The 26,068-nt window shown below is 74.1% G+C and carries 20 protein-coding genes and 1 pseudogene; 15 read left to right on the top strand and 6 right to left on the bottom strand.

Features of this window, described 5'->3' with window-relative positions; genetic code table 11:
* The first annotated feature begins 301 nt into the window (after positions 1-301).
* On the top strand, positions 302-4,141 hold the full coding sequence (locus AC559T_RS24265) for a tetratricopeptide repeat protein (RefSeq protein WP_498870203.1): 3,840 nt from the start codon (positions 302-304) through the stop codon (positions 4,139-4,141).
* A gap of 130 nt (positions 4,142-4,271) precedes the next feature.
* On the opposite strand, the gene AC559T_RS24260 is transcribed toward AC559T_RS24265, so the two are convergent.
* Both AC559T_RS24260 and AC559T_RS24255 read right to left on the bottom strand, forming a co-directional pair.
* Positions 4,272-4,961 (bottom strand): Crp/Fnr family transcriptional regulator, encoded by a 690-nt coding sequence (locus AC559T_RS24260; protein WP_018506292.1) that lies wholly within the window; start codon positions 4,959-4,961, stop codon positions 4,272-4,274.
* Positions 4,962-5,251: 290 nt separating this feature from the next.
* Positions 5,252-5,488, bottom strand: coding sequence for a hypothetical protein (locus AC559T_RS24255; protein ID WP_012157770.1), 237 nt, complete (start codon positions 5,486-5,488; stop codon positions 5,252-5,254).
* A 119-nt stretch (positions 5,489-5,607) separates the two neighbouring features.
* On the opposite strand from AC559T_RS24255, the gene nth reads away from it, so the two are divergent.
* The 4 genes from nth to AC559T_RS24235 are packed head-to-tail and all read left to right on the top strand — an operon-like array spanning position 5,608 to position 8,765.
* Positions 5,608-6,333: an endonuclease III gene (nth, locus tag AC559T_RS24250; RefSeq protein WP_012157769.1), complete on the top strand. Its 726-nt coding sequence runs from the start codon at positions 5,608-5,610 to the stop codon at positions 6,331-6,333.
* A complete protein-coding gene (locus AC559T_RS24245; protein WP_498870202.1) occupies positions 6,330-7,151 on the top strand; it encodes an NUDIX hydrolase in 822 nt (273 codons plus the stop codon). The genes nth and AC559T_RS24245 overlap by 4 nt, the downstream gene beginning before the upstream one ends.
* Complete coding sequence (locus AC559T_RS24240) at positions 7,148-7,564, top strand: cupredoxin domain-containing protein (protein ID WP_498870201.1); 417 nt, start codon at positions 7,148-7,150, stop codon at positions 7,562-7,564. The genes AC559T_RS24245 and AC559T_RS24240 overlap by 4 nt, the downstream gene beginning before the upstream one ends.
* Before the next feature lie 19 nt (positions 7,565-7,583).
* Positions 7,584-8,765 carry a MarP family serine protease gene (locus AC559T_RS24235; RefSeq protein ID WP_071066198.1) on the top strand — a complete coding sequence of 394 codons (1,182 nt, stop codon included), beginning with the start codon at positions 7,584-7,586 and terminating at the stop codon, positions 8,763-8,765.
* Positions 8,766-8,774: 9 nt separating this feature from the next.
* On the opposite strand, the gene AC559T_RS24230 is transcribed toward AC559T_RS24235, so the two are convergent.
* The gene (locus AC559T_RS24230; protein WP_368951796.1) at positions 8,775-9,827 is read right to left on the bottom strand and encodes an alpha/beta fold hydrolase; all 1,053 of its coding nucleotides are present in this window, start codon (positions 9,825-9,827) and stop codon (positions 8,775-8,777) included.
* Positions 9,828-9,943: 116 nt separating this feature from the next.
* Entirely contained in the window at positions 9,944-10,444 is a 501-nt protein-coding gene (locus tag AC559T_RS24225; protein WP_112108388.1) for a phage holin family protein, read from the bottom strand.
* Positions 10,445-10,797: 353 nt separating this feature from the next.
* Here AC559T_RS24225 and AC559T_RS24220 point away from each other — a divergent pair, with 353 nt between their 5' ends.
* The 7 genes and pseudogenes from AC559T_RS24220 to AC559T_RS24190 form a co-directional block, all read left to right on the top strand.
* Entirely contained in the window at positions 10,798-11,745 is a 948-nt protein-coding gene (locus AC559T_RS24220; RefSeq protein ID WP_498870200.1) for a Fic family protein, read from the top strand.
* Between the two features lie 158 nt (positions 11,746-11,903).
* Entirely contained in the window at positions 11,904-13,376 is a 1,473-nt protein-coding gene (gene ssd / locus AC559T_RS24215) for a septum site-determining protein Ssd (RefSeq protein WP_498870199.1), read from the top strand.
* A gap of 215 nt (positions 13,377-13,591) precedes the next feature.
* Entirely contained in the window at positions 13,592-14,971 is a 1,380-nt protein-coding gene (locus tag AC559T_RS24210; RefSeq protein ID WP_498870198.1) for a TadA family conjugal transfer-associated ATPase, read from the top strand.
* The gene (locus tag AC559T_RS24205; protein ID WP_498870197.1) at positions 14,968-16,533 is read left to right on the top strand and encodes a type II secretion system F family protein; all 1,566 of its coding nucleotides are present in this window, start codon (positions 14,968-14,970) and stop codon (positions 16,531-16,533) included. The genes AC559T_RS24210 and AC559T_RS24205 overlap by 4 nt, the downstream gene beginning before the upstream one ends.
* 191 nt (positions 16,534-16,724) lie before the next feature.
* Positions 16,725-16,979 (top strand): DUF4244 domain-containing protein, encoded by a 255-nt coding sequence (locus AC559T_RS24200; RefSeq protein WP_071066192.1) that lies wholly within the window; start codon positions 16,725-16,727, stop codon positions 16,977-16,979.
* Between the two features lie 10 nt (positions 16,980-16,989).
* Complete coding sequence (locus AC559T_RS24195; RefSeq protein WP_112108391.1) at positions 16,990-17,400, top strand: TadE family type IV pilus minor pilin; 411 nt, start codon at positions 16,990-16,992, stop codon at positions 17,398-17,400.
* Positions 17,397-17,774, top strand: a pseudogene (locus AC559T_RS24190) (Rv3654c family TadE-like protein); the annotation flags it as partial. The gene AC559T_RS24195 and the pseudogene AC559T_RS24190, both read left to right, overlap by 4 nt.
* Before the next feature lie 131 nt (positions 17,775-17,905).
* Here AC559T_RS24190 and AC559T_RS24185 read toward each other — a convergent pair.
* Both AC559T_RS24185 and AC559T_RS24180 read right to left on the bottom strand, forming a co-directional pair.
* Complete coding sequence (locus tag AC559T_RS24185) at positions 17,906-18,955, bottom strand: hypothetical protein (protein ID WP_498870217.1); 1,050 nt, start codon at positions 18,953-18,955, stop codon at positions 17,906-17,908.
* Between the two features lie 108 nt (positions 18,956-19,063).
* Positions 19,064-21,511: a DEAD/DEAH box helicase gene (locus AC559T_RS24180; protein ID WP_498870196.1), complete on the bottom strand. Its 2,448-nt coding sequence runs from the start codon at positions 21,509-21,511 to the stop codon at positions 19,064-19,066.
* 335 nt (positions 21,512-21,846) lie between these two features.
* On the opposite strand from AC559T_RS24180, the gene AC559T_RS24175 reads away from it, so the two are divergent.
* The 3 genes from AC559T_RS24175 (at position 21,847) to AC559T_RS24165 (ending at position 25,845) form a co-directional block, all read left to right on the top strand.
* Positions 21,847-22,188, top strand: coding sequence for an STAS domain-containing protein (locus AC559T_RS24175; protein ID WP_012157755.1), 342 nt, complete (start codon positions 21,847-21,849; stop codon positions 22,186-22,188).
* Positions 22,189-22,224: 36 nt separating this feature from the next.
* Positions 22,225-22,827, top strand: coding sequence for an ATP-binding protein (locus AC559T_RS24170; protein WP_071066188.1), 603 nt, complete (start codon positions 22,225-22,227; stop codon positions 22,825-22,827).
* A gap of 657 nt (positions 22,828-23,484) precedes the next feature.
* A complete protein-coding gene (locus tag AC559T_RS24165; protein ID WP_071066187.1) occupies positions 23,485-25,845 on the top strand; it encodes a sodium-translocating pyrophosphatase in 2,361 nt (786 codons plus the stop codon).
* Positions 25,846-26,068 lie beyond the last annotated feature (223 nt).

Below are 26,068 nucleotides of genomic sequence, written 5' to 3'. Positions count from 1 at the left end.
ACAAGTGAGCTGCGCCACTATAGAGGCCGGGCCGCTCGCGGTCTGGATCCCCGCGAACGGGGCCAGGTCGGTCATCCGACACACCTTGATCCAGAAAGGGAGACGAAGGCCACTAAACTTTCCGGCGGAGGAGACCGCTCGTGCGCTTTGTGACCCTTTGGACCATTGGTACCGACCGCGGGCCCTCGTACCCGCGGGACGTTACCGACCGCGCGCGCTCCGGTGCCGGCCCCCACCCGGCCTTCCGACCCAGCGGTTCGCGCGGCCCAGCGATCATCCGGCGGAGAGGAACCGATCCACGATGGTGATCAGCTCCCCCACGACCGGTCCCCTGGTCTGTCCCAGATGCGGCACCCCGACGGTGCCCGGCGGGCGGTTCTGCTTCAACTGCGGGCTCCGGTTCACCCAGACCGACACGCCGCGCGCCGAGGCCGCCGAGCGCCGGGTCGTCACCGTCCTGTTCGGCGACCTGTCCGACTTCACCGCCTGGGCGGAGGACCGCGACCCCGAACGGGTCGGCGAGGTCACCGACCGGGTCCTCGCCGCGCTCGCGCGCGAGGTCGACGAGGTCGGCGGGCGGGTCGACAACCTCAGCGGTGACGGGATCATGGCCGTCTTCGGCGCCCCGACGGCGCACGAGGACGACCCGGAACGCGCCGTGCGCGCCGCGGCGGCGATGCAGGAGACGGCCCGTCGCCTGATCAAGGACGAGGGCGGCGACAGCAGCCCGCTCGGCCTGCGGGTCGGCGTCAACACCGGCGAGGTGCTCGCCGGCGTGCAGGCGGCGCTGTCATACACGGTCATCGGGGACACGGTGAACACCGCCGCGCGGTTGTCCGGCGCGGCGGCGGTGGGCACCGTCTACGCCGGCCGGGACACAGTCACCGCCACCCGCTCCGTCGCCACCTGGCGCGATCTGCCGCCCCTGGTGCTCAAGGGCAAGCGCGAGCCGGTGCCCGCCTACGAGCTGGTCAGTCTGCGCCCGTCCAACATCGCCCGGCCGGGCCTGGCCGACGACGCGACGTTCATCGGGCGCGAGCAGGAGCTGGCCGAGCTCAGCCGCTACTTCGCCGGCGTGGTCGACGCCGGCCAGCCCGACATGGCGGTGGTCATCGGCGAGGCCGGCATCGGCAAGACCCGGCTGGCCCGGGAGCTCGCCGAGACCGCCGAGGCGACCGCGGGCGCGACCGTGCTGTGGGGGCGCACCGTGCGCCACGGCGACGTCCGCGACCTCGCCCCGCTGATCGACCTCATCCGCGGGGCGTGCGGCATCACCGACGGCGACACCCTCGACCGGGTCGCCGACCGGGTACGCCGCACGGTCGCCGGCCTCACCCATCCGATCTTCGAAACGAAGCTGCCGAGCGGCATCGGGGACCGCCTGCTCGGGATGCTCGGCGTGCCGCCGGACCGCCGTCCCAGCGCCGGGGCGACCACCCCGCCGGGTGACCCGGTCGGCCGGGCCTCCCACGGCGAGGCTGTCCAGCGGGCCGCCGACGACGCCGTCGAGACCGTCGGCCTCCTGCTGAGCGCGCTGGCGGTCCGCAACCCGGTACTGGTCGTCGTCGACGACCTGGAGTGGGCGACCAGCCGGCTGACGACGGCCCTGCGGCGGCTGACGACGACCCTCAACGGCCCGGTGATGCTCGTCCTGCTCGACCGGGAGAGCCCGCAGTTCTCCGATCTCGTCGGCGCGCGCCGCATCGCGCTCAGCCCGCTGCCGGAGAGCGCGGCGCGTGCCCTGCTCAAGGACTACCTGGGCGAGCCCGGCCTGTCCCGGGCGACCCAGGCCGAGCTGCTGGCCCGGGTGCACGGGAACCCGTTCTTCCTGACCGAGCTGCTCAACCTGCTGGTGGACCGCGGTCTGCTGCACCAGGTGCCCGACCCTGGCGGCGAGGGGATGCGCTGGGTGCTGGAGGGCTCGCTGGCCGCGACCGTCCTGCCCGCCGGTGTCCAGTCGGTGCTGGCAGCCAGGATCGACGACCTGGACGCGGCCGCCAAGGCGGCGCTGCGGGCGGCGGCCGTGCTCGGCCCGCGCTTCCCCGCCGAGGCGCTCCAGGTGGTCGGCGAGCGCCCGGCGGCCGAGGTCGAACGCGCGCTGTCGGTGCTCACCGAGCGCCAGCTCGTCCGCCCACCGCGGCAGGGCGAGACCCTGTGGCGGTTCGTCCACCCGATGGCGCGCGACGTCGCCTACTCGGGCCTGCCGAAGGTGGAGCGGGCCCGCCGGCACGCCACGGCGGCGCGCTGGGGCGTCACGGCGATGATCGGTTCGTCCCGCGAGGTGTCGACCTTCGTCGCCACCCACGCGCTGCGCGCCTACGACCTGGCCGCCTCGATGGCGCTGCCCGCGGGTGACCCGGCCTGGTCGGCGCGGGAGGCCGGCTTCCACGCGCACGTCCGGCTGGCCCGCTCGGCGCTCGCCCGCGACGACCATCGGGCCGCGGCGGACCTGCTCGCCGACGCCCGCCGGCTCGGGCGGGGCGTCATCGACGGCGACGACGACATCAACGTGCGGATCCTGCACGCCGAGGCGCTGGTCTGGCTGCGCCGGCTCGACGAGGCGGAGCGGACGCTGCGCCCGGCGCTGCGGGTGAACGTCCCGAGCCGGCGGGCCGCCGCCTACGCGGTGCTCGGTGAGCTACGGCAGAAGCAGGGCCGTGGCGAGGAGGCCCGCCAGTCGCTGATCACGGCGCTGGAGGCCGCGCACCGGGCCGGCGACGACCGGGCGGTGGCCGCGGCGCTGCGCCGGCTCGGCCTGCTCGAATACGCCGCCGGCCGCATCCAGGCCGCGGAGGAGCGCTACCGCGAAGCACTCTCGCTCGCCCGCCGCGTCGACGACCCCCGCGGGGTCGGCTGGGCGCTGCAGCACCTGGCGTGGAGCGCCACCACCCGCGGGGACTACGCGAAGGCCGAGCGCACGCTGCGCGAGGCGTCCGCGGTGTTCGAGCGGCTGGAGGACGCCGGCGGGCTCGGCTGGTGCTCGGGCACCGAGGCCCTCGTCCTGCTGCTCTCGGGTCAGCTCACCCGGACCCGCAAGGTCTCCCGCGTGCTCATCAACCTCGCCGAGTCGATGCGCGAGCGCTGGGGGCAGGCGGTCTGCCTGACGATCGACGCGGTCGCCGCGGCCGAGCTCGGCGACATCGAGACCGCCGAGAGCGAGGCGGCCCGCGCGGCGGAGCTGTTCACCGAGACCGGCGACAGTTGGGGGCGCACCCTGACCCTCATCGCGCGCGGGCTGGCCGCCCGTGGGGCTGGCCGCCCCCGGCGCGGTGCGGACCTGCTGACCGAGGCGTGCGCGGAGGCGGCGTCCACCGGGCATGTGCTCATCGGCGCCTTCGCCCAGGTGCTGCTCGGCCTGACCAGGCTGGACGCCGGCGAGGTGGATGCCGCGGAGGAGGCCGCCCGGCGCGCCCTGGCCGACCTGGACCGGCTGGAACTGCGCCCGCACGCCCAGCTCGGGGCGAAGGTGCTCGTCGCGCAGATCGCGCGGGCGCGCGGGCGCCTCGACGAGGCGATCACCGAGCTGCGGGGGGCGCTGTCCGCCAGCGAGCCGGCGACGCTGATGTTCCCGCGCCGGCAGGCCTACGCCCACCTCGCGGGCACCCTGCTCGACGCGGGCGAGCCCGACGAGGCCCTGCGGGTGGCCCGCCAGGCGGTCGGAGTGGACGCCGAGGACGTCCGGGCACAGGTGCTGGCATACCGGGCGCTGGGGACGGTCCTGGCGGCGCACGGTGACGTCGAGGGCAGCCGCGAGGCCTACGAGCAGGCCCTGGCCGCCGCGACGGCCACCGGCGCGGTCAGCGAGGCGCCGCAGACCCGGCGGCTGCTCGCGGCCCTGCCGGGATCCGCCCCGGAAGCGCTCGGCGCACCGGAAGGGCTCGGCGCAGCGGACGGACCGGGCGTGGCGGACGGGCTGGGCACACCACACCAGGACGGGCTGGCCGCCCAGGATGACCTGAGCGCACAGGACGGGCTGGGCGCGGCGGCCGCGCTGGCGAAGGTGAGCGTGAACGGGACGAGGGCGCGGGCCAGGACGGCGGCGCGCCTGCCGGGATCACCGGTGGTCGTGCCGGTGGCCGACCCGTCCGGTGAGGCCGTGCCCTCGGTGGAGATGCCGCCCGCCGAGGGCACCAGCCGGTAGCCGGGTACCGCTGGCGACTACACCGCTGAGGACGTCTGCCGCACGGATGCGTCCCCCGGATCCGGCGGCGGCGGCGGATCCGGGGGACGAACGGGCAGGGGACAGGCCGGTTTTCAAACCGGCGGTGGGTTCAGCGGGCCCGGCGGGCGAGCCGCTCACGGTCGAGCAGCACGACAGCGCGGGAATCCAGCCGGAGCCAGCCACGGGTGGCGAAGTCGGCGAGGGCCTTGTTCACCGTCTCCCGCGAGGCTCCGACGAGTTGAGCCAGCTCCTCCTGAGTGAGGCCGTGTTCGACCCGGACCCCGGCCGCCTCGTTACCCGGCTGGGCCGGTTCACCGAAGCGGTCGGCCAGGTCGAGCAGCGCCTTGGCGACGCGACCGGGCACGTCGGTGAACACCATGTCCGCCATCGTGTCGTTGGTCCGCCGCAGGCGGCGGGCCAGCACACGCAGCAGCAGCGCTCCGGCTTCGGGCCGGGAACGCAGCCATGGCCGCAGCGCGGTGTGCTCCAGCGCGACGAGCGACGCGTCGGTCACGGCGGTCGCCGTCGCGGTGCGCGGCCCGGGATCGAACAGGGAGAGCTCTCCGAACAGGTCTCCCGGCCCCATCACATACAGCAGGTTCTCCCGCCCATCGGCGGACTGGCGTCCTATCTTGACCTTGCCGGACAGAACCACGAAAACGCGGTCGCCGACATCCCCTTCGCGGAACAGCACGTCGCCACGGGTCACGTCCTGCCGGTCCAGGTGATCGGAAAGCGCCTGGCGGTCGGGCTCGGACAACCCGGCGAACAGCGGAACGCGGGCTAGCAGATCGTCCACGCCCTGAGCATGCCAGGACACGGGACGCAGAGCACGGCCAGGGACCCCCATCGGCCTGACCAGGTCACGCAGATGCACCCGAATGCTCTGTTCTGATACGTAAAGTGACGCAAGAAGGACCACCAAAGTGGTCCAGGTCACAATCCGCCTAGTACGGCCGATCGGCACCGGCCCGATCGTGCCACTCCCGGCGGGGGTCACATCGACACAGCCCGGCCCAGTTCAGGACGGCTGTTCGGGGGTCAGGAGGGCACGACACGCGACACGCCCGGGGCCGCATGAGTTGCCCGTCAGGCGGCACGGTGCTTGCCCGGCGGCGTGCGGCGAAGCCGGCGCCGGTAACGCTCGAGCGCGGCCGGCAGGCCCTGTTGGACGAACGTGGCGACTTCGTCCGGGCGGGCGCTGTCGAGGAAGCCCTCGAGCCCCTTACCCGTGTCGGCGGCGTTGAGTGGCCGCTCGACCCGCTCCATCGCCAGCAGGAGCCCGAGCAGCACCAATGGGAACGTGATCGCGGCAAAGACAAACATGGCCCGTCCATGGTCGCCGATGTCGGCGCCGCGCCCGCACCCGGGGGGTCGACGCGCCCTGCCGGACCACGTCGAAGCGACGGGTCCCGCGGGCCGACACGCCGGATACGCTGCGAGGCATGGCAACCACCGTCGACGCGCGAGCCGAGACGGCGCTGGCGCGCACCCGGCGCGCCCGGCGGATCGTGCGCGCGCTCGGCGAGCTTCACCCCGACGCCCGCATCGCGCTGCATTTCAGCAGTCCGCTGGAGCTTCTCGTCGCCACGGTGCTGTCGGCGCAGTGCACGGACAAGAAGGTCAACGAGGTCACGCCGGGAGTCTTCGCCCGCTACCCGACCGCCGCCGCCTACGCTGCCGCGGACCGCGACGAGCTCGAGGCGATCCTGCGGCCCACCGGCTTCTTCCGGGCGAAGGCGAACTCGCTGATGGGCATCGGCGCCGCCCTGGTCGAGCGCTTCGACGGCGAGGTCCCTGGCCGGCTGGAAGCCCTGGTCACCCTGCCCGGTGTGGGCCGCAAGACCGCGAACGTCGTGCTGGGCCACTGCTTCGGCATCCCCGGGATCACGGTCGACACCCATGTCGGGCGGCTCTCCCGCCGCTTCGGCCTGACCACCGAGACCGATCCCGTCCGGGCCGAGAGCGACCTCGCCGCACTGATCGAGCGACGCGACTGGACGATCGCCTCCGACCGCATGATCTTCCACGGCCGCCGGGTGTGCCACGCCCGCCGGCCGGCCTGCGGCGCCTGCGCCATCGCGCGGATGTGCCCGTCCTTCGGCACCGGCCCGACCGAGCCGGCCGAGGCCGCGCGTCTCGTCCGCGGGGACGCGGAGGCGGCCCGGTGAGCGACCCCGCGCCGTCCGGGGATCCGAGCAGCCAGGACGCCAGCCAGGACGCCCACTCCGCGAGCGCCGGCGGAGACACTCGTCCGGCGAGCGGCGGCGGAGCTCCGGTTCCCCCGTGGCTGACCGCGCTGACGGCGGCGGTGGGCGACGGCATCCCCGTCCAGACGCGACACGCTCGCCAGACGCGGCCGGGCGGGCGGGCGGCGGCCGTCCTGATCCTGTTCGGGGAGGGTCCGGACGGGCCTGACGTGCTGCTCCTGCAGCGGGCCGCCGACATGCGCGACCATGCCGGGCAACCGGCGTTCCCCGGCGGCGGCGCCGACGAGACCGACGCGTCGAGGGCCGCGACGGCGCTGCGTGAGGCGGAGGAGGAGGTCGGGCTCGACCCGGCCGGCGTCGAGGTCCTCGTCACCGCCAGCCCCCTCTACCTGGCTGCCAGCCACTTCCTGGTCACCCCCGTGCTCGCCTGGTGGCGCACGCCCACCGCGGTGGACGCGGTCGACCCGGCGGAGACGTCCTCGGTGGCCCGGGTACCCGTCGCGGAGCTCGCCGACCCGGCGAACCGGATCCTGCTGTGGCATCCGTCCGGCTTCGGCACCCCGGCGTTCCGCGTCCGCGGTATGACGGTCTGGGGTTTCACCGCGGGCGTCCTCGACGCCCTGCTGCGGCTCGGCGGATGGGAACGCCCCTGGGACACCGGGACGAAAGTGGACGTGCCCGAGATCACCGTGGCGATCTCCGCGGCCATGGCCCTCCCCCACGCGGTGGTGGAGCCGCGGGGACCACTCGACGAAGCGGGCGGTACCGTCGGAAGATGACCTCAAGATCCGCTCGATCGGCCCTGGCCGCGCTGGCCACGGCCGTGGCGGTGCTCACCGCGCTGACCGGGTGCGGGAGCGGCGGCGACGACGCCGGCACACCCTCGGCCGCGGCGACGCTGACCCCGAGCGTCAGTGACGGCACCCAGGTCTTCGCCGTGGTCGGCCAGGTGGACCAGACGTTCTCGGCCCGCGAGCTCGTCGCCCACCCCGGCACGATCCGGGTCGACTTCTCGGTCGCGAAGGGGTCCGCGCCGCACAACTTCGTCATCTCCGCCATCCCCGGCGCCACCACGAGGATCGTCAGCGCCGGCAACTCCCAGTCGATCACGTTCACCGCCGACAAGCCCGGGCGATATCCGGTGGTCTGCACCCTGCACCAGGGCATGACAGCCACGCTTGTGATCGTCTGAGCTCGGCCGACGAGCCCCGGTGAACCTTCTCGATCTCGTCCTGATCGTCCTGGTCGTGATGTTCGCGGTCTCCGGCTACCGCCAGGGGTTCGCCGTGGGGGCGCTGTCGTTCGTCGGCTTCCTCGGCGGCGGTGTGCTCGGCGCCAAGGTGGCACGCCCCTTCGCAGAGCTCATCGGCCGCGAGGAGGACGGTGCCCTGGTCGGCCTCATCGTCGTGGTGGGCCTGGCCCTCGTCGGGCAGATCGCGGGCACCGCGCTCGGAGCGGCCCTGCGCGGCCGGCTCACCTGGCGGCCCGGCCAGCGGCTGGACGCGGTCGCCGGCGCCGTGCTCTCCGGGGTGTCCGTGCTGCTGGTCGCCTGGCTCGTCGCGACCGCGGTCGACCGCTCGCCGTTCCAGACCCTCGCCCGCGCCGCCCGCGGATCCGAGGTACTGGGCACCGTCGACACGACGATGCCCGACGACGTCCGCCACACCTTCGCCGACCTGCGCCGACTCATGGACGACCAGGGCTTTCCCGAGGTGTTCGCCGGCCTGGACGGCGAGCGCATCGTGGCCACCGATCCACCGGACCCTGCGGTCGTCAGCGCGGCGGACGTCCAGAACGCCGCGGCGAGCATCCTCAAGGTGCGGGGGCAGGCGCCGTCGTGCGGGAAGCAGGTCGAGGGCACCGGCTTCGTCATCGCGCCCCAGCGGGTGATGACGAACGCGCACGTCGTGGCCGGTGTCACCGAGGCCGTCGTGGAGCTGGACTCCGGGGCGCTGCCGGCCGAGGTGGTGCTGTTCGACCCCGACCGGGATGTGGCCGTCCTGCACGTACCGGGGCTGCTCCGGCCCCCGCTGCGCTTCCAGTCCGCGCCGCCCGGTGACATGGGCGACTCGGCGGTCGTCGCCGGCTACCCCCAGGACGGGCCATACACCACCGAGCCCGCGCGCATCCGCAACGAGCAGGTCGCGCGGGCGCCGGACATCTACTCCCGCGGCACGGTTCGCCGCGAGATCTACGCGATCCGCGGGCGGGTACGGCCGGGCAACTCCGGCGGGCCGCTGCTGTCGAGCGCCGGGACGGTCTACGGCGTGGTCTTCGCCGCGGCCACCGACGACAACGACACCGGGTACGTGCTGACTGCCGACGAGGTCAGCGAGCCCGTGCGGCAGGGAGCGCAGGCCCTCGTGCCGGTGAGCACCCAGAGCTGCGACTGACCGGCGGGGTCACCGCCGCCCGTACTCCCGTCCAGGCTCCGCTCGGGCGTCCGGCTCGGCGTTCGGTTCAGCCGCCGGCTCGGCGTCCGGTTCGACGTCCGGTGCCGGTTCGGCCGCGCCCTCGGCCGTGCGGGCCTGCTCGGGCGCGGTCTCGGCCAGCCAGGTGATCAGGTCACGGGTGACGGTGTCGGGGTCCTCCTCGTGCGGGAAGTGGCCCAGCCCGTCGTACAGCCGCCAGGAGTAGCTGGCAGCCACGTGGCGGTCCGAGCCGGCCGCCGTGGATGGCAGGAAACAGCGGTCGAGCCGTCCGTGCAGCTGCAGCGTCGGCACCCGCACGGACGTCCGGAGCAGCTCGGCGAAACGTGCCCCGTCGGGGCGGAACAGCGAGCGCACGACCCAGCGGTGGTACTCCAGGGAGCTGTGCGCGACCCCGGGGATCCGCATCGCGAGGCGGTAGCGGGCCTCGGTCTCCGGCGCCGGGTAGCCCGGTCCGCCCCAGGAGCGCAGCAGCTCGCCGACGTGCGCCGCCCCGTCGGCGACGAGGCGACGCTCAGGCCGCCACGGCAGCTGGTAGGCGGCCAGGTGGCGGCTGGCCAGGCCCTGTCCGCGGGGGTCCGCGGCGATCTGGCGCCGGATCCGCAGCGGATGGGGCATGCCGATCACCGCCAGCGCGCGCACCACCCGCGGGCGGCGGACCGCGGTCGTCCAGCCGAGCAGGCCCCCCCAGTCGTGCCCGACGATCACCGCGTCCCGCTCGCCGAGGGCCCGCACCAGGCCGGCGACGTCGTCGGCCAGGGTGAACGCGTCGTAGCCTCTGGGCGGCTTGTCGCTGGCGCCGTACCCGCGCAGGTCCGCGGCGACCACCCGGTAGCCGGCCCGCGGGAGGTCCCGGAGCTGGCTGCGCCACGTCCACCAGAACTGCGGGAAGCCATGGAGAAGGAGGACCAGCGGCCCCTCGCCGGCCTCGGCGACGTGCAGGCGGGTCCCGTTGGTCGATACGTCACGGTGGCGCCACGGCCCGTCGACGAGAACCGTGGCGGACTCGGGGGTCGCATCCTCCATCGCTCGCAAGGATGGCAGATCCCGCGGCTGTGCCGACCAGTGGTTGCGCGGGTCACACGGATCGTCGGGACCTCGGCGGCCTGAGTGACCAGAGGGGCCTCCGCGGCTCCGCGGCCTCAGTGGACGCTGGGGCCGTCGTCCAGGTGCGCCGTCGGCGCCGGCGGCGTTCCGGCGTTTCCCGGCTTCGTGCGCGCCCGCGCCGAGCCGTTGGACCCGTTCGTCGGGTTGCGCAGCCAGGCGATGTCGTCGCGGACGGTCTGGATGGTCCGTTCGGGCGGTGAGAGGCGCTTGAACCTGGTCACGGCGAAGATCGTGAGCAGGCCGGCCGCGGCGAGGTAGAGCACCGCCGTCAACAGGTACGCCCAGAATCGCTCCAGGCCCGCCCAGGTGAACAGCTCACCCAGGAACACCGTGCCGGCGATGAACGCGCCCAGGCCCAGACCGGCCGCCGCGACGAGGAACCCGATGCCCAGCCCGGCCGACACCGCCTGGCGCGCGAGCTCCGCCTTGGCGAGCTCGATCTCCTGGCGGATCAGCAACGACATGTCCCGGGTCGCGAGCGCGACCAGCTCCCCCAGCGTCGGTTCCCGCCCCGCTCGCGAACTGTCGGTCGTCATCGGCACACTGGCCCTCCCTCTCGAAGTCGGTCGGCGGACCCCGCGGTCAGATCCGGGACCGATGCCCTCCCGGGAGCGCGCACGGCCGCCGTCACGCGGCCGACCCGTCCGGATGCCCTGCCTGCAGTGTGACCGCTCGTTGCGGACCACGGGGGGCAACAACCCGAAGGAGCGATGTGATCCGGAGGACGATTCGCCCACCTCACGCTTCATGGCGCACCTCATGACACACCTGATGGCGGACGACCTGGCGCCTTCCGCCCGCACGGTGGGCCGGTGCCGGCGAACCCAGCCGGGGTAGCGTCTGCGGGGTGACAGCACGTTCGTCGGTATCAGTCGTCGGAACCGACCCATTGAGCCAGGTTGCGGCGATTCCCGGTGTCGACGAGGCCGCGACGGCGGCCCGCGCGGCCGTCGACGCGCTCCTTCGGCATCGCATCCTGCGGCGCCGCAGTGCCGAGGTGACCGCCGAGGCATCGCTGCGGGCGGCCCGCGCCTCGGCCGCGCTGGAGGGCCACGACATCGCGCTGGACGCGCTGCGGGCCCGGCTGGGCGAGACCGGCCGCGACAACGACCAGCCCGCGGTCTCGGTCAGCCAGTCGGCTGACCCATGGGAACGCTCACTCGCCGTGACGCTGGGAGCGGTACGCCTCTACGCGGAGCTGGGCACGCTCTCCTCCGCCTGGGAGCGCGCGCCGCGCCAGGCGCTGGCACGCATGCACGTCCTCGCCGGGCGCGGGCTGCTTCCCGACGACGTGCTCGGCCGGCCGCGAACGGACGCCTCATGGTCGCCGACCAGCATCACCGGGGCCGCCGTCACGGACGTCGCGGGATCTCCGCCCGTGCCGGCGATGCCGGCGGCGGAGATGTCCCAGCGCCTGGACGGGCTCACCGCGGTGCTGACCGTGCCGACCAGGGCTCCCGCGATCGTGGTCGCGGCGATCACGCACGGTGAGCTGCTCGCGATCCGTCCCTTCGGCGCGCTCGACGGGATCATCGCCCGGGCCGCCACGCGCCTCGTCCTGGTCAGCCGCGGCCTGGACCCGAAGGCACTGGTGGCAACGGACGTCGGCCATCTCGAGCTCGACCGCGACCGCACCGGCTCGGCGGGAGCGGCCGGCACGGATGCCGTAGTGCCGGGTGTGGGTGTCGGCACGGAGCCGGACTACCGTGCCGCGCTCGCCGCGTACGTCGCGGGCGGCGCCGAGGGTGTCGGGGTCTGGGTGCGGCACTGTGCCGGAGCCCTGGAGCTGGCGGCGCGGGAGTCTCTCGCGGTGTGCGAGGCACTCTCCCGGGGCTGAGTACAGGCCCGTTCCCGGCGGGACGCCTGCCGAGGCACGGCCCGCGCGAAACGGTTCTTATAGCACGGCCCGGCCCACCCTGAAGATCCACTCAGACCGGGGGGCACGGCGCATGGTGGCCGCACACAGCCACCCGCGCCGAAGGGACGGGCCCCGCCATGACTCCCGCGAAGCCCCTGACATCAGCAGACGACAACCATCGCCAGCGCCCCCTCGTCGTCACCGACGCGCCCGACCTGCTGGACGACCTGCTCCGGCTCGCGGCCGCGGCGGGAGCGGCCGTCACGGTGGTGCCGACGGCCAGAGCCGCGAGCCGGTACTGGGCGAGCGCGCCGCTCGTCGTCGTGGGCGCCGACCGCGCCGCCGCCTGCGTCGCCGCGGGCCTGCCGGAGCGGTCCGACATCGTGCTCGTCGGCACCGACGTCGACGATCACCGCACCTGGAACCTCGCCCTCCTGATCAACGCCGAGCACGTGATCTTCCTACCCGAGGCCGAGACCTGGCTGGTCAACCTGCTCTCGCGCGCGGCTGACGCGGCGCGGCGGCGGTCGCGGACGGTGGGCGTCCTCGGCGGCCGGGGCGGGGTCGGCTCGACGACGCTGGCGGTGGCCCTCGCCCGGGCGGGGCTGCGGCGTGGCGTCCGTTCGGTGCTGCTGGAGGTCGACCCGTTCGGCGGCATCGCGGTGGGCGACGACAGGCCGCCGACGGCCGGCCCGTCAGCGGCCACGATGCCGTCGACCGCGGCACCGCCGGCGGACCCGCCCGGGGTCGGCCGGGGCCCGTTCACCACCGCCCCTCGCGGCGCACGCCCGGTGCCGCCGGGTGACCGGTCGCGGCGGCACCGTCCCGGCCCGCCCAGCGGGGCGCACGGACGTCCCGGCGGAGGCACCGCGACCGGCGGGAGCCCACGCGAGGCGCCCATCACCAACGAGGAGGACGGCTTCCTCGACGGGCTGCTCGCGGGGCCGACCATGACCGGCGGCGACCTGCCGGTGCTCTCCTGGGACCGCGGGGCGATCCCGGTGCTGCCACCCGCGGCGGTCGGCGCCCTGTTCGCCACGGCGCGCGGGAGCGCCGACCTGATCGTCGCGGACCTCCCCCGCTCGGCCGACCCGGCCTGCGACGTCGGCCTGTTCCTCTGCGAGACGGTGCTCGTCGTCGTGACGACGCAGCCGTGGGCGACCGCCGCGGCGGCCCGGGTGATCGCGTACGCCGCTCGCACCTGCTCGGACGTCAGGCTGGTCGTCCGGCTGCCGCCGTCCGGTCCCGGTGGCCGCGGCGAGCTCATGCTGCCCGGTGGGACGGACCTGTCCGGGCGTCCGGCGACGGCCGGAGCGGTCGCGGCCCGGCTGGGCCTCCCCCTGACCGGGGTGATCCGCGACGAGCCCGGGGCGAGCCCCGCCGCACTCGCCACCGAGAGCCGGCGGCGGGAGGCGGACGGTGAGGGAGACCGTCCGACCACAGGTCGCACTTCGGGCAAGCCGCGCTCAGATACCACAGACGGGACCACGAAGCGGGGCGTCGTCGACAACGCGGCGACCGGCTCGGAACCCCGAATCGGCGCATCGATCATCGAGTTCAGTGACCTCTTCATCGCAGAACTCGGGTTGGACGGCGGAGCTCGGCGATGAATGGCCGCCAGTCGCTCCCCTCCCCGGGGAACCGCCCGCGCCTGCCCGGCGTTGCTCGCGCCAGTTCCCCTCTCCCCGGAACGGGTGGAGCCGGCGGGACCGGTGGAATCGGTGGGACCGGTGGAATCGGTGGGACCGGTGGAATCGGTGGGCTCAGCGCGACCAGCGGGATCGACCGAATCAGCCAGATCAGCCAGATCGGTCGATTCGGCGCAATGGCCGGGATGGCGGAGATCGGTGGGATCGCCGGCAGCGGCCCCGGCCGAACAGGCGAACGCGAGGCCGCCCCGAAAATCCCCGGCGCATCCGCGGGCGGCGAGCAACGACTCGGGCCACTCAGCGTCCTGCTGCGGGACCCGGAGGTCACCGACGTCCTGGTCAACGGCCCCGATCAGGTCTGGATCGAGCGGGCCGGCCGCCTGCGGCACACGGCCGTGCGCTTCCCCGACGACGCCGCCGTCCGCGGGCTCGCCGTGCGGCTCGCCGGCAGTGGCGGCCGGCGCCTGGACACGGCGATGCCGTTCGTCGACGTCCGGCTGCCCGACGGGATCCGGCTGCACGCGGTTCTCTCCCCGCCCGCGCTCGGCGGGACGTGCCTCTCACTGCGCAGGCCACGGCCCCGGCCGTTCACCCTGGACGAGCTCGCCGCGCTGGGAACGATCGGGCCGTCCGAGGTGATCGTGCTGCGCGCCGTCCTCGCCGCCAGGTTGACGACCGTGATCAGCGGCGGGACGGGCACCGGGAAGAGCACCCTGCTCGCCGCGCTGCTCGACGCCGTCCCCGCGGGCGAACGGATCGTGCTGGTCGAGGACACCGCCGAGCTCGTCCTCGCCCGGGTCAACCTGGTGCGGATGGAGGCCCGCCCGCCCAACATCGAGGGCGCGGGCGAGATCACCCAACGCGAGCTCGTCCGGCAGGCACTCCGGATGCGCCCGGACCGGCTGGTCGTCGGCGAGGTGCGGGGGCCGGAAGTGCTCGACCTCCTGATGGCGATGAATACGGGTCACGAAGGGGGGCTCGGTACGGTTCATGCCAACACAGCCGAGACGGTGCCCGCCCGGTTCGAGGCTCTCGGGGCGCTCGCCGGCCTGCCGCGCGCCGCGCTGCACAGCCATCTGGCCGCGGCCGTCCACGTCGCCGTCCACCTCGGTCGCGACGGCGACGGCGCCCGCCGCGTCACCGGCATCGGTGTCGTGCGCCGCGACACGGACGGGATCGTGCGGATCGTGCCCGCGCTTGCCGGCGGAACCGGCCCGGTCCACCGCGACCCGCACGGCGACGACCGAGCACGTGGCGATGACCGAGCACGCGGCGACCGGCGGGCCCACGACGACCACCGGTCCCGCGGCGGCCAGCGAGCGCGCGGTGACCAGCGGACGTCCGGCGATCAGCGGCCACCCGGTGGCCGGGGAGTCCACGGCGGGCGTCCGTTCGCCGGCGTCGAGCGCGAGGGGCTTCCCATCCTGCGGGCGCTCCTGCGCGACCGCGGGTTCTCGCTGTGGCCCTTCGATCAGGCCACCCCGGTCCGGCGCGGCCCACGGCCGGCCCCGGTCACCGCACCGCCGCCTCCCGCGAGCGCGCCGGAGGCACGATGACCACCGGCGGCCGCGGGCGGCGGGTGGCGACCTCGAGGCTCGCCGGCGGGGCCGCACGGCTGGGCCTGATCGTCGCCGTGACGGCTCTCGCCGGCCCGCTCGCCGGGCTTGCCGTCATCGTCGGTCGGGCGGCGCAGCTCGCCATCCGGCGCGCGACTGACCAGCGGTACGAGGCGGAGCTGCGCGGCGCGGCCGAGGACGTGCTGGCCGCTCTGTCGACCGAGCTCGATGCCGGCGCGGCCCCCGACGAGGCTCTCCGAACCGCTCTGTACTCGGTCGGGGACCTGCCGACCCGGCCCGGCCGACGGCGACGCGGCGCGGGCCACGGCCACGGCCAGGCAGGCGTGACCGGGCAGGCGGCCGGTGGGCTCGACCTGGCGCGCCTGCGGGAGCTGCTGCCCGGCGCGGAGGACCCCGCGCGCCTGCTGGCCCGGTGCGAGGCTCCCGCGCTGCGCCAGCTCGCGACGGCGTACCGGGTCTGCCGGCTGGCCGGCGTCCGGCTCGCCCCCGTCGCGACCATGCTCGCCGACGCCGCCCGCGCGGATGCCGCCCGGGCCGACGAGCTGGCGTCCGCGCTCGCCGGGCCACGGTCCTCGGGTCGCCTGGTGGCGGGTCTGCCCCTGCTCGGGCTCGCGCTGGGCGCGCTCGTCGGCTCGTCGCCGGTGGAGGTGCTGCTGACCGGATCGGCCGGTCGGGCGTGCCTGACCGCAGGCGTCCTGCTCGACCTCGCGGGACTGCGCTGGCTGCGCCGCATCGCGGACGGCGTGCAGGCTCGAGTGCCGCCGGTCTGCGCCGGGCCGCTGCCCGCCGGCCGGCGCTGGGGCGGTTCGACCTCGCGCGAGTACCGGCGCCGCCTACTGGCCGATCTTCCGCTCGCCCTCGACCTCGTGGCCGCGTGCCTGCGGTCGGGCGCGACCACCCAGCACGCGCTGGAGGTCGTCGGCGTGGCGACGGGCGGTGCGGCGGGCTCCCAGCTGAAAGCCGCCGGCCGGGCCATGCGCCGGGGCGTCCCCGTCGACGAGGCATGCGACCGGCTCCTGGCGGCCGGCGGCGCCCCTCGTCCCGATGCGGCCCGTGCCGGAACGGGCCGCGCCGGCGCGGCCCGCGCGGTGGGGCGGCGTGGGGGCGACCGGCGCGCAGCCGGTCGCCGTGAGGGGCTCAGGCACGACTCCTCCAGGCACGAGAGCGGCGGACCAGGCAGGGGCCCGACCCGGCACTCGCGCAGGTCGTGGCGAGCCGATCCGCACCGCACGGGGCGCGGGTCGAACCGGCGCAGGGAGACCCGCGTGGTGACGGCCACCGCCGCCGCCATCGGCCGGACGGAGTCGTCGGGGGCGAAGCTCGCCGCGACACTGACCAGGATCGGGGACCGCGCCCGACAGGAGGCCCACGCCGCGGCCATCGCCGCCGCACGCCGAGCGGGTGTCCTCGCCGTCGCCCCGCTCGGGCTGTGCTTCCTGCCCGCGTTCCTGCTGCTGGGGGTCGTACCCGTCGTCATCGGCTCGGCGCCGGATCTCGGCCCGGCGTTCGGCCCGACCACTCCACCCACGCACCAGGGCTGAGGCGCCTTGGCCACGCCGGGAGGACCCGTTTGCGGCCCCTCGGTCGCGGCCGTTCGGTTACGGCGGCCCCTGTGGACGGGAACCCGCCGTCCACAGGAGCTCCTTCGTCGGCGCGGGGCGGCTGATCCGGCGACACGATCGATGGTGCACGGGCCGGGCCGGCCCGGCTCCCCTTGAACCCGGAGGCAACCATGCTGTTCCTGTACGCGCTGCTCCGCCCGCGGCGCTCCGTGCCCTCGCCGCGGCCACGGCACCGGCGCTGGTACCGCTCGCCCCGGTCGAACACGGGCATGCCGACGGACGCGGGAATGTCGACGGCCGAATACGCGGTCGGAACGCTGGCCGCCGTCGCGTTCGCGGGGGTCCTCTACGCAGTCATCTCGAGCTCGGCCACCCGCTCGTTGATCTCCTCGGTCGTGCAGCGCGCGCTGACGGTCACGTTCTGACCTCGCCGCGATGCCCGTACCGGTACGGCAGCCACACGACGACCACGACGACGAGGACCGCGACGACGACGGCGGCCAGGTGACCGCCGAGCTCGCCATGGGCCTGCCGAGTCTCGTGGCGGTCGTGTTCATGCTCATCTGGATGATCGGCGCGGTGTCGGCGCAGGCCCGGTGTGCCGACGCCGCCCGCCTCGGCGCACGGGCCGCCGCCCGCGGCGAGGCGGAGGCCGCCACCCGGGCCTGGGCGCAGCGCGTGGCACCGCCAGGCGCCGCCATCGAGATCACCCGGGCCGAGGGCGCGGTCCGCGTCCGCGTCACCGTGGCGGTGGGTGGCGACGACATCGGCCGCCTGGTGCCGGTGGTCACGGTGGCGGCGGTCGCGGTCGCCGCTGTGGAGGAGGGCCTGGTGGAACACCCGTGAATCGGCTTCCACCGCCCGCCAGGCGGCTCTCGCACCTGCTTCTCGGGGAAGCCCGCGCCGACCGCGGCTCGGCCACGATCTGGCTGCTCGGCGCCCTTTCCGTCATCGTGCTGGTCGGGTCGGCGGCGCTGGGCCTGATGGTGGCCGGGGCGGCCCGCCAGCGCGCGGCGGCCGCGGCCGACCTCGCCGTACTTGCCGCGGCGTCGGACCGATCGGCCCAGCCCGAGGCGGCCTGTCGCCGGGCCGCGGCGACGGCGTCCGCCAACGCCGGAAGGCTGTCCCGCTGTCAGGTCGAATCCGACAGCATCAGGATCGGCGTGGAGGCCGACCTGCCCGGCCCGCTGCGGGTGCTCGGCCCGGCCCGGTCATGGGCGCGCGCCGGGCCCTGGGAGGGTGGGCCCGGCGCGTATCAGCCGACCGCGGTGGAAGGTGTCAGCTCCACTCGCTCACTTGATGGTCAGGGCGTGCGCACACCGACGGATCGGGCGGTGCGCACGCCCACGGGTCAGGGGGTGCGCACACCCGCGGGAGGTGTGGGCGGCCCGGACGCCGGCACCGCCCCGGACGCCCCGGAGACGGGCCCCGGCGCCGTGGGAGCACCAGGGACGGTCTCGGCCGCCTGCGCCTCGCGCTTCTTGCGCCGCAGGTCGGAAACCCGGGCCACGACGCGGTCCCCCGGATGCGCCGTCGGCACGGGCCGCGCCGGAGCGGCCGGCGAGCCGGTCGTGGCGGCGCGCTCGGCGCGGGCGGACCGACGTCCCGCCGACCGTCCCGACCCCGGCGCGGATTCCGGCGCGGCCACCGGCGTGGGGGCGGTTGCGTTCGCTCGCCCGCCCCCGGCCTGGCCGACCGGAACGGTCACGGCGGCACCCTGTTGGGTCGGTGCGCCAGCGGCCCGCCCCTCGCCGGGCTGGCCCTCCCCGGTCCCACGGCGCCCCATCCGAAGCGGACCGGTGTCGGCTGCCGCGGCTGCCGCGGCAGCCGCCTGGCGACTGGACTGGGAACGCACGACCGGGTCAGGCGCGGTCGTCGGCACGGAGCCGGTCTGTGCGGGCATAGCCGGTGTCGGTACCGCGGATCGGCGCGAGGGCGCGGTACCAGCGGCCCCACCCGGCATGACGGCGCCGGGGCCACCGGCGGGGACCGGGGCCGGGCCGGAACGAGGCGCCACCCCCACCGGAGTGGGCCCAGCGGTCGCGGCGGACCCAGTGGTCGCGGCAGACCCAGCTGTCGGGGCGGAGGCGGTAGTCGGTGCGGTCGGGGCCGAGTGCCGAGGTGCCGGGGTGGGCACGGCCCGCGTCATGGCGGCCAGGTCACGGGCACGCTGGCGCTCCAGCCGACGCCGGTGCCTGTCCCGGGCGAAGCCCTGCAGCGTGATCTGCGTACCGGCCACCACCAACACGCCGGTCGCGAGCCCGAGAACGAATAGCCCCCAGACGTCGAAGGAGAGCGACTGACCCATGATCATTACTTCTGTCTGACCGGAGTTCTCCAGGACGATGTCCGCGGTGAGAACACCCGCCAGAAGCAACAGGACCACACCGACGGTGACCACCGGAACCTCCAGATTTCCTGCTACGTATCGATTGCGCCGCCTTGAAAATCCGACAGAGGGCGGTCTACCCCCGATACGGTCGTCTGCACCCCCGGCCCGCGATCGTGTTCATTCCCGCCAGGGGCTCGGCGGGTCCGCAGGGTCGCCGTCCACCGCTGCCAGCACGGCGTCGAGCAGCCGGACCGCGGCTGCCTTCTCGAGCGGCTCGTTGCCGTTGCCGCACTTCGGCGACTGGACGCAGGACGGGCAGCCGGCCGGGCATTCGCACGCGGCGACGGCGTCCCGGGTCGCCCGTAGCCAGTTCGCCACCCGCAGGAAACCGCGTTCGGCGAACCCCGCCCCACCGGCATGGCCGTCGTAGACGAAGACGCTGGTGCGGCCGGTGTCCGGGTGCAGATCGGTGGAGACCCCGCCGATGTCCCACCGGTCGCATGTGGCGAACAGGGGCAGCAGGCCGATCGCCGCGTGCTCGGCGGCGTGCACCGCCCCCGGCACGTCGGCGGGTTCGATTTGGGCCGCGGCGAGGAGCTCGTCGGTCACCGTGTACCAGACAGCCCGCGTACGCAGCTGGCGCGGCGGCAGGTCGAGCGGCTCCTGCCCGAGGACCTCCCCGGTTGTCAGCCGGCGCCGTTGGAAGGCAATCACCTGATTGGTGACCTCGACCGTCCCGAGATGGATCTCGACGTCGGCGAACCGTGCGGAGCGGGTGGACTCGACGACCCGGATGTCGGTGTGCTCCCGCGCGACCGTGGTCCAGTCCGGCGTCGCCGCGTCGACGAAGGCCACCGCGTCGTCCAGGTCGAGCTCGTTGACGATGAAGCTGGCGCCCTGATGCAGGTACACCGCCCCCGCGTGCACCGTCGAGTGCGAGGTCGCCGCGTCGACGGTGCCGAGCAGCCGGCCCGTCGCCGTCTCGACGATCCGCACCGGTGGGCCGCCGACACCACGGATGTCGACGTCCGGGCGGTGCCGCTGGGTCCAGAACCAGCCGGTGGGTCGTCGACGCAGCCGCCCGCGCCGGACGAGGTCGTCGACCGCCGCGCGGGCACCGGGCCCGAACAGCTCCAGGTCGTCCTCGGTCAGCGGCAGTTCGCTGGCGGCGCATTCCAGGTGGGGCATGAGCACGTACGGGTTGTCGGGGTCGAACACGCTGGCCTCGATCGGCCGGCCGAAGACGGCCTCCGGATGGTGGACGAGGTAGGTGTCCAGCGGATCGTCCCGCGCGACCAGGACCGCGAGCGCCGCCTGCCCCGTCCGGCCCGCGCGGCCGGCCTGCTGCCACAGCGATGCCAGGGTCCCGGGAAAGCCAGCGATCACCGTGGCGTCGAGTCCGCTGATGTCGACGCCGAGCTCGAGCGCGGACGTGGCGGCCACGCCGAGGAGCTCACCCGTCCGGAGGCGTCCCTCCAGCGAACGGCGTTCCTCGGGCAGGTATCCCGCCCGGTAGGCGGCGACCCGCTCGACCAGTTCGGGGGCGGCCTCGCCCAGGCCGCGGCGGGCGGCGGCGGCCACCACCTCAGCGGCCCGGCGGGAACGGACGAACACCAGCGTCCGCACGCCCTCGGCGACAAGATCGGCGAGCAGATCAGCGGACTCGGCGGTCGCGGCCCGCCGGACGGGGGCGTCGTTCTCTCCGTGTGGCACGGGAGCGCCCGCACCGTCCACTCCCGCACCGTCCACGTCCGGGCCACCCACGTCTGTGCCGTCCGCGGGGGTGCTCGGCCGTCCCGCGCGGACGCCGAGCAGCGGCGGCTCGTACAGCGCGAAGTCCATGGGCCCTCGGGGAGACGCGTCGGCGTCGACCACGTCGACGTCCACGCCGGTCAGCCGGGAGGCGGACAGGCCCGGATCAGCCACCGTCGCCGAGGCGAGCACGAACACCGGCCGGGTGCCGTACCGGGCGCAGACCCGCCGCAGGCGCCGCAGGATCTGGGCGACGTGCGCGCCGAACACGCCCCGGTAGCCGTGGCACTCGTCGACGATGACGAACCGGAGACCGCGCAGGAACGGGGCCCAGCGGCGGTGTGCCGGCAGGATCCCGCGATGCAGCATGTCCGGGTTGGTGAGGACGAACGTGGCATGCGCGCGCACCCACTCCCGCTCGGGGCCCGGGGTGTCACCGTCATAGGTGGACGCCCGGACACCGGTCAGCATCAGTGAGCGCACCGAACGAAGCTGGTCGTTGGCCAGCGCCTTGGTGGGCGCCAGGTAGATGGCGCGCGAGCTCGGCTCCGCCAGCAGCCGGGTCAGCACGGGCAGCAGGTAGCCCACAGACTTCCCCGAAGCGGTACCGGTGGCCAGCACGACGCCGCGCCCCTCGTGCGCCGCCCGGGCCGCCTCGACCTGGTGGGTCCACGGCTGCTCGATCCCCGCCGCGCGCAGCCGGCTCACGAGCAGCGGGTCGGCCCACTCCGGCCACGCGGCCGGCCGGCCCCGCCGGGCGGGAACGCTCTCGACGTGGGTGATGTTGGCCGCCCGTCGGCTGTCCCGGGCGAGTCGGTTCAGGACGGTTCCGACTCGCGCGGGATCGTGCTCGGTGACGGCCGGCGAACCCACGCCCGTCACGATAGGCGGTCGCCCGAGGACGACGTCCGCCCACCATCCAAACCACTTGCTCCCATTACCTGGCCGATCCCTGCCAGGTCACGGTAGGCAACCTGATGACACCCCACACCGGGTCCAACACTAGATCGGCGATAGCATCATCCGAGGTGCGTCGCCTCGGATGAGCGAGGAGCAACACCGGGTCGATTCATCCGTCGGCGGCGCCGAATGCCGGCTCGCCATCTGTGTTGCGGGCCATCGGATTGATCCTCCTCATGGGAGGGTAGTGCCGCCGTGATGTCGGTCGCCCGAGGCGCGGGCGCCGGGAAGAACCACTAGGAGGATCCGTGGATCTGTCCCTCACGACTCGCCAGGAGGGGACCCACACGGTCGTCGTGGTGGGCGGCGAGATCGACGTTTACACCGCCCCCAAGCTTCGCGAGCAGCTCATCGACCTGGTCTCGGCCGGGTCGTACCACCTGGTGGTCGACATGGAGGGGGTGGAGTTCCTCGACTCCACCGGTCTCGGCGTCCTGGTCGGCGGACTCAAGCGGGTTCGTGCCCACGAGGGCTCGCTGCACCTGGTCTGCACCCAGGAACGTATCCTCAAGATCTTCAGGATCACGGGACTCACCAAGGTCTTCCCCATCCACTCCTCCGTCGAGGAAGCCCTGGCCGCCAGGGACTGATCAGGTCCCGTTCGCGAAAGGCAGGTCCTCGGACGCATGCCCACCGTCGAGTTGCACTTCGCCGCCTTGCCCGGCCATGTCCGTACCGCCCGGATGATCGCGACCGCGGTCAGCAGGCGCGCGGGCGTGCCAGCCGGCGCCGTCGACGAGATCAAGTTGGCGGTTGGTGAGGCGTGCGCCCGAGCCGTCCGGGTCAACCGCCGGAGCAATCCCGAGGCGCTGGTGCACGTGGCGCTGACCGACGCGCCGGAGACGTTCACCGTCGTCGTGTCGGACAGTGGCGCCCCGGGAGACGAGGTCGCCCCCGGGCCGGACGGCGGCCTCATCAGCGCGCCTGCCCTGCTGGACCTCGGTGGCGCGGACCTCGGTGGCGCGGCGGCCCTCGGCTCCGCCGCGCTCACCGCGCCGGGCCTCGATGGCGACCCTGACGCCGACCAGCCCTTCCCGCCCGGCCTGGGCCTGGCCCTCATCGAGGGCCTGGTCGACGAGGTCGCCGTCCGGCGCGGCACGGACGGCACGGGCACCGTCGTCGAGATGACCTGGCACACCGGTGAGCCGCCGGCCGATTCCGATCTCGACTCCGCCGCCTACGCGGCACTGGCCGCGGAGATCGCCGGTTCCGCCCGCCGCGAGGCCTGACGAGCCGACAGCGAGACCTGGCGAGCCGCAGTGAGACCCTGCGGGCCCTGACGCGGCCGAGAAAGGCCCGACGCCTGCTTGACGCCTGGCAGCGACTCGGGTGAGTTCCCGACAGCGATCGGGGCCCACCCGAGGTTCGAGCGCGTCCAGCCACACTTCGAGCAGGCCGTCGGCAGCCGAACGGCACGCCGGCCTGCGGGCGTCAGCCCGGGCGACACCTCACGGGCCGCGCTACAACAAAAACGGGCGACTCGGCCAGCCACAACCGAAAAACGAGCGCACGTCACAGAAGTGCGGATAGACTCCGCCGCATCTCACCGACGGTCGATCGGGGCCGTCGGTGTTTCCCTTGGTGTTCCCCGTGGGGCCTGGCCCCGGGCCACAGGCCAGGGCCACACGAAGGCGTTCACCGCGCGGGCTGGTCGGCGGCGCCGGGTACGGACCGGCACCGCTACCTCACCGGAGTAACGTCCGGCGCCCGCTCGGCGCCCGCTGGAAGGTGGCTCCCGCCCGCTGACCGGTGTCGGTCGCCACCCAGGACGTCGTCGGATGCGACGTGTACGGCTGTGATCGACGAACGGTGCACGGCGGGCGTTCTGTGCCCGGCCCACATCTGCCGCGGCCACAGAGGGCGCACACAGCAGACCGGGAGGAGCCATGTCCCCGATCCACACCCTACAGGCCGAGGACCCCCCTATCGACCTTAGCGGTGGAGCTGTCGGATTGGTCGCCGGTGTGGCGATCGTCGCAGCACTCGCCCTCCTCGTCGCCGCCTACCTGGTGCGCGAGGTACTGGCGGCGAACGCGGGCACTCCGAAAATGATCGAGGTGGGCAGAGCGGTTCAGGAGGGAGCCGCAGCCTACCTCCGCCGGCAGTTCCGGACCCTCGCCGGGTTCGTCATCGTGATCCCGTTCGTCCTGTTGCTCCTACCGGCGGATGACACGGGCGCTCGCGTGGGCCGTTCCGTGTTCTTCGTCGTGGGCGCCGTCTTCTCCGCGCTGGTCGGCTTCGTCGGCATGTCGCTCGCGACCCGGGCCAACACCCGCACCGCGGCGGCGGCGATCGAGAGCGGTGAACGTGCCGCGATGCGGATCGCGTTCCGTACCGGCGGCGTCGTCGGGATGTTCACCGTCGGACTCGGCCTCCTCGGGGCGGCGGTGGTGGTCCTGGCCTTTCGGGACACCGCCCCGCAGGTGCTCGAGGGGTTCGGGTTCGGCGCCGCCCTTCTCGCGATGTTCATGCGAGTCGGCGGCGGGATCTTCACCAAGGCGGCAGACGTCGGAGCGGACCTGGTCGGCAAGGTCGAGCAGGGCATTCCCGAGGACGACCCGCGCAATGCGGCGACGATCGCCGACAACGTCGGCGACAACGTCGGCGACTGCGCCGGGATGGCCGCCGACCTGTTCGAGTCATACGCGGTGACCCTGGTCGCGGCGCTGATTCTCGGGGTCAAGGCGTTCGGCGAGAACGGGCTGGTATATCCGCTGCTGATCCCGGCGGTCGGCGTGCTCACGGCGATCATCGGGATCTTCGCCGTCTCCCCCAGAGACGGCGACCGCACCGGCATGACCGCGATCAACCGGGGCTTCTTCATCTCCGCCGTGGTCTCCGCGATCGGCGTGGTGATCGTCTCCATGGTCTACCTGCCGGGCAGTTTCGCCGAGTTCCCGGGGCTGGAAGGCAGCACCCAGAGCGGCGATCCGCGGGTGATCGCGATCAGCGCGGTGCTCATCGGCATCGTGCTCGCCGCCGCCATCCAGCTGCTGACCGGCTACTTCACCGAGACGAACCGCCGCCCGGTCCTTGGCGTCGCCGAGGCGTCGACGACCGGGCCGGCGACGAACATCCTGGCCGGAATCGGGGTGGGTCTCGAGTCGGCTGTGTACTCCGCGTTGCTCATAGGCGCGGCTGTGTTCGGCGCGTATCTCCTCGGCTCGGGCAGCGTCACGATCGCCCTGTTCGCGGTGGCGCTTGCCGGAACCGGCCTGCTCACCACGGTCGGTGTCATCGTCTCGATGGACACGTTCGGCCCGGTCAGCGACAACGCCCAGGGCATCGCCGAGATGTCGGCCGGGCCGGAGGGCATCGACGAACGCGCCGGGGCGATCCTGACCTCGCTGGACGCGGTGGGCAACACCACCAAGGCGATCACCAAGGGCATCGCGATCGCCACGGCGGTGCTCGCCGCGACCGCGTTGTTCGGCTCGTTCACCGACACGGTCACGACCGCGCTCGCCGACGCGGGGGCGTCCACGGAGGCCGCCCGGGGCACCGTTGGTGGGCTGAACATCGCCTATCCGGACGCCCTGGTCGGCCTCATCATCGGCGCCGCCGTAGTCTTCCTGTTCTCCGGTTTGGCGATCAACGCGGTCGGCCGCGCCGCCGGCCGGGTCGTGATGGAGGTGCGCAACCAGTTCCGGACCAAGCCGGGAATCATGGAGGGCACAGAGAAGCCCGACTACGGCGCCGTTGTGGACATCTGTACCAGGGACTCGCTGCGCGAGCTGGTGACACCGGGAACACTCGCCGTGATGGCCCCGATCGCGGTCGGGTTCGGCCTCGGCTACCCGCCGTTGGGCGCGTTCCTCGGCGGGGCGATCGCCGCCGGGGTGCTGATGGCGGTCTTCCTCGCGAACTCGGGCGGCGCCTGGGACAACGCGAAGAAACTCGTGGAGGACGGCAACTACGGCGGCAAGGGCTCTGAGGTGCACGCCGCGACGGTGATCGGGGACACCGTCGGCGACCCGTTCAAGGACACCGCCGGACCGTCGATCAACCCACTACTCAAGGTGATGAACCTCGTCAGCCTGCTGATCGCTCCGCTGGTCGTGAAGTTCTCGGTGGGCGAGGACGAGAACACGGCCGCCCGCATCGGCATCGCCCTCGCCGCCGTCGTGGTGATCGTCGCGGTCGTCGCGACGTCCAGGCGGCGGGGCTCGTCGGTGGGGGACGGGCCGCCGACGCCCTCGGCACCGCCGACGCGCACCCCGCCGTCGGGCTCGGAGGTGAAGGTCTGACGACGAGATCCGGCGCTGTCGGCGCGTAACCGGCACACCGACCGCGTGATCTGACGGTGTCCCGCAGCGAATGCTGCCCGACGATCTTCGTCCGACCCCGTCCGGATCGCCACCGGTGCTGTGTCGAGGCCTGGTGGACGCCCGCCCGTGCGGTCGTGCGCAGCCGGTCGGCCCTTCGCTCGCCGAAGCGATGCGGGGCCGCATCCCGCCTGGTAGGCGGGAT

It is taken from the genome of Frankia sp. Hr75.2, from assembly GCF_949319125.1.
GTDB lineage: Bacteria > Actinomycetota > Actinomycetes > Frankiales > Frankiaceae > Parafrankia > Parafrankia soli.
This window is presented reverse-complemented; position numbering and strand designations above follow the sequence as displayed.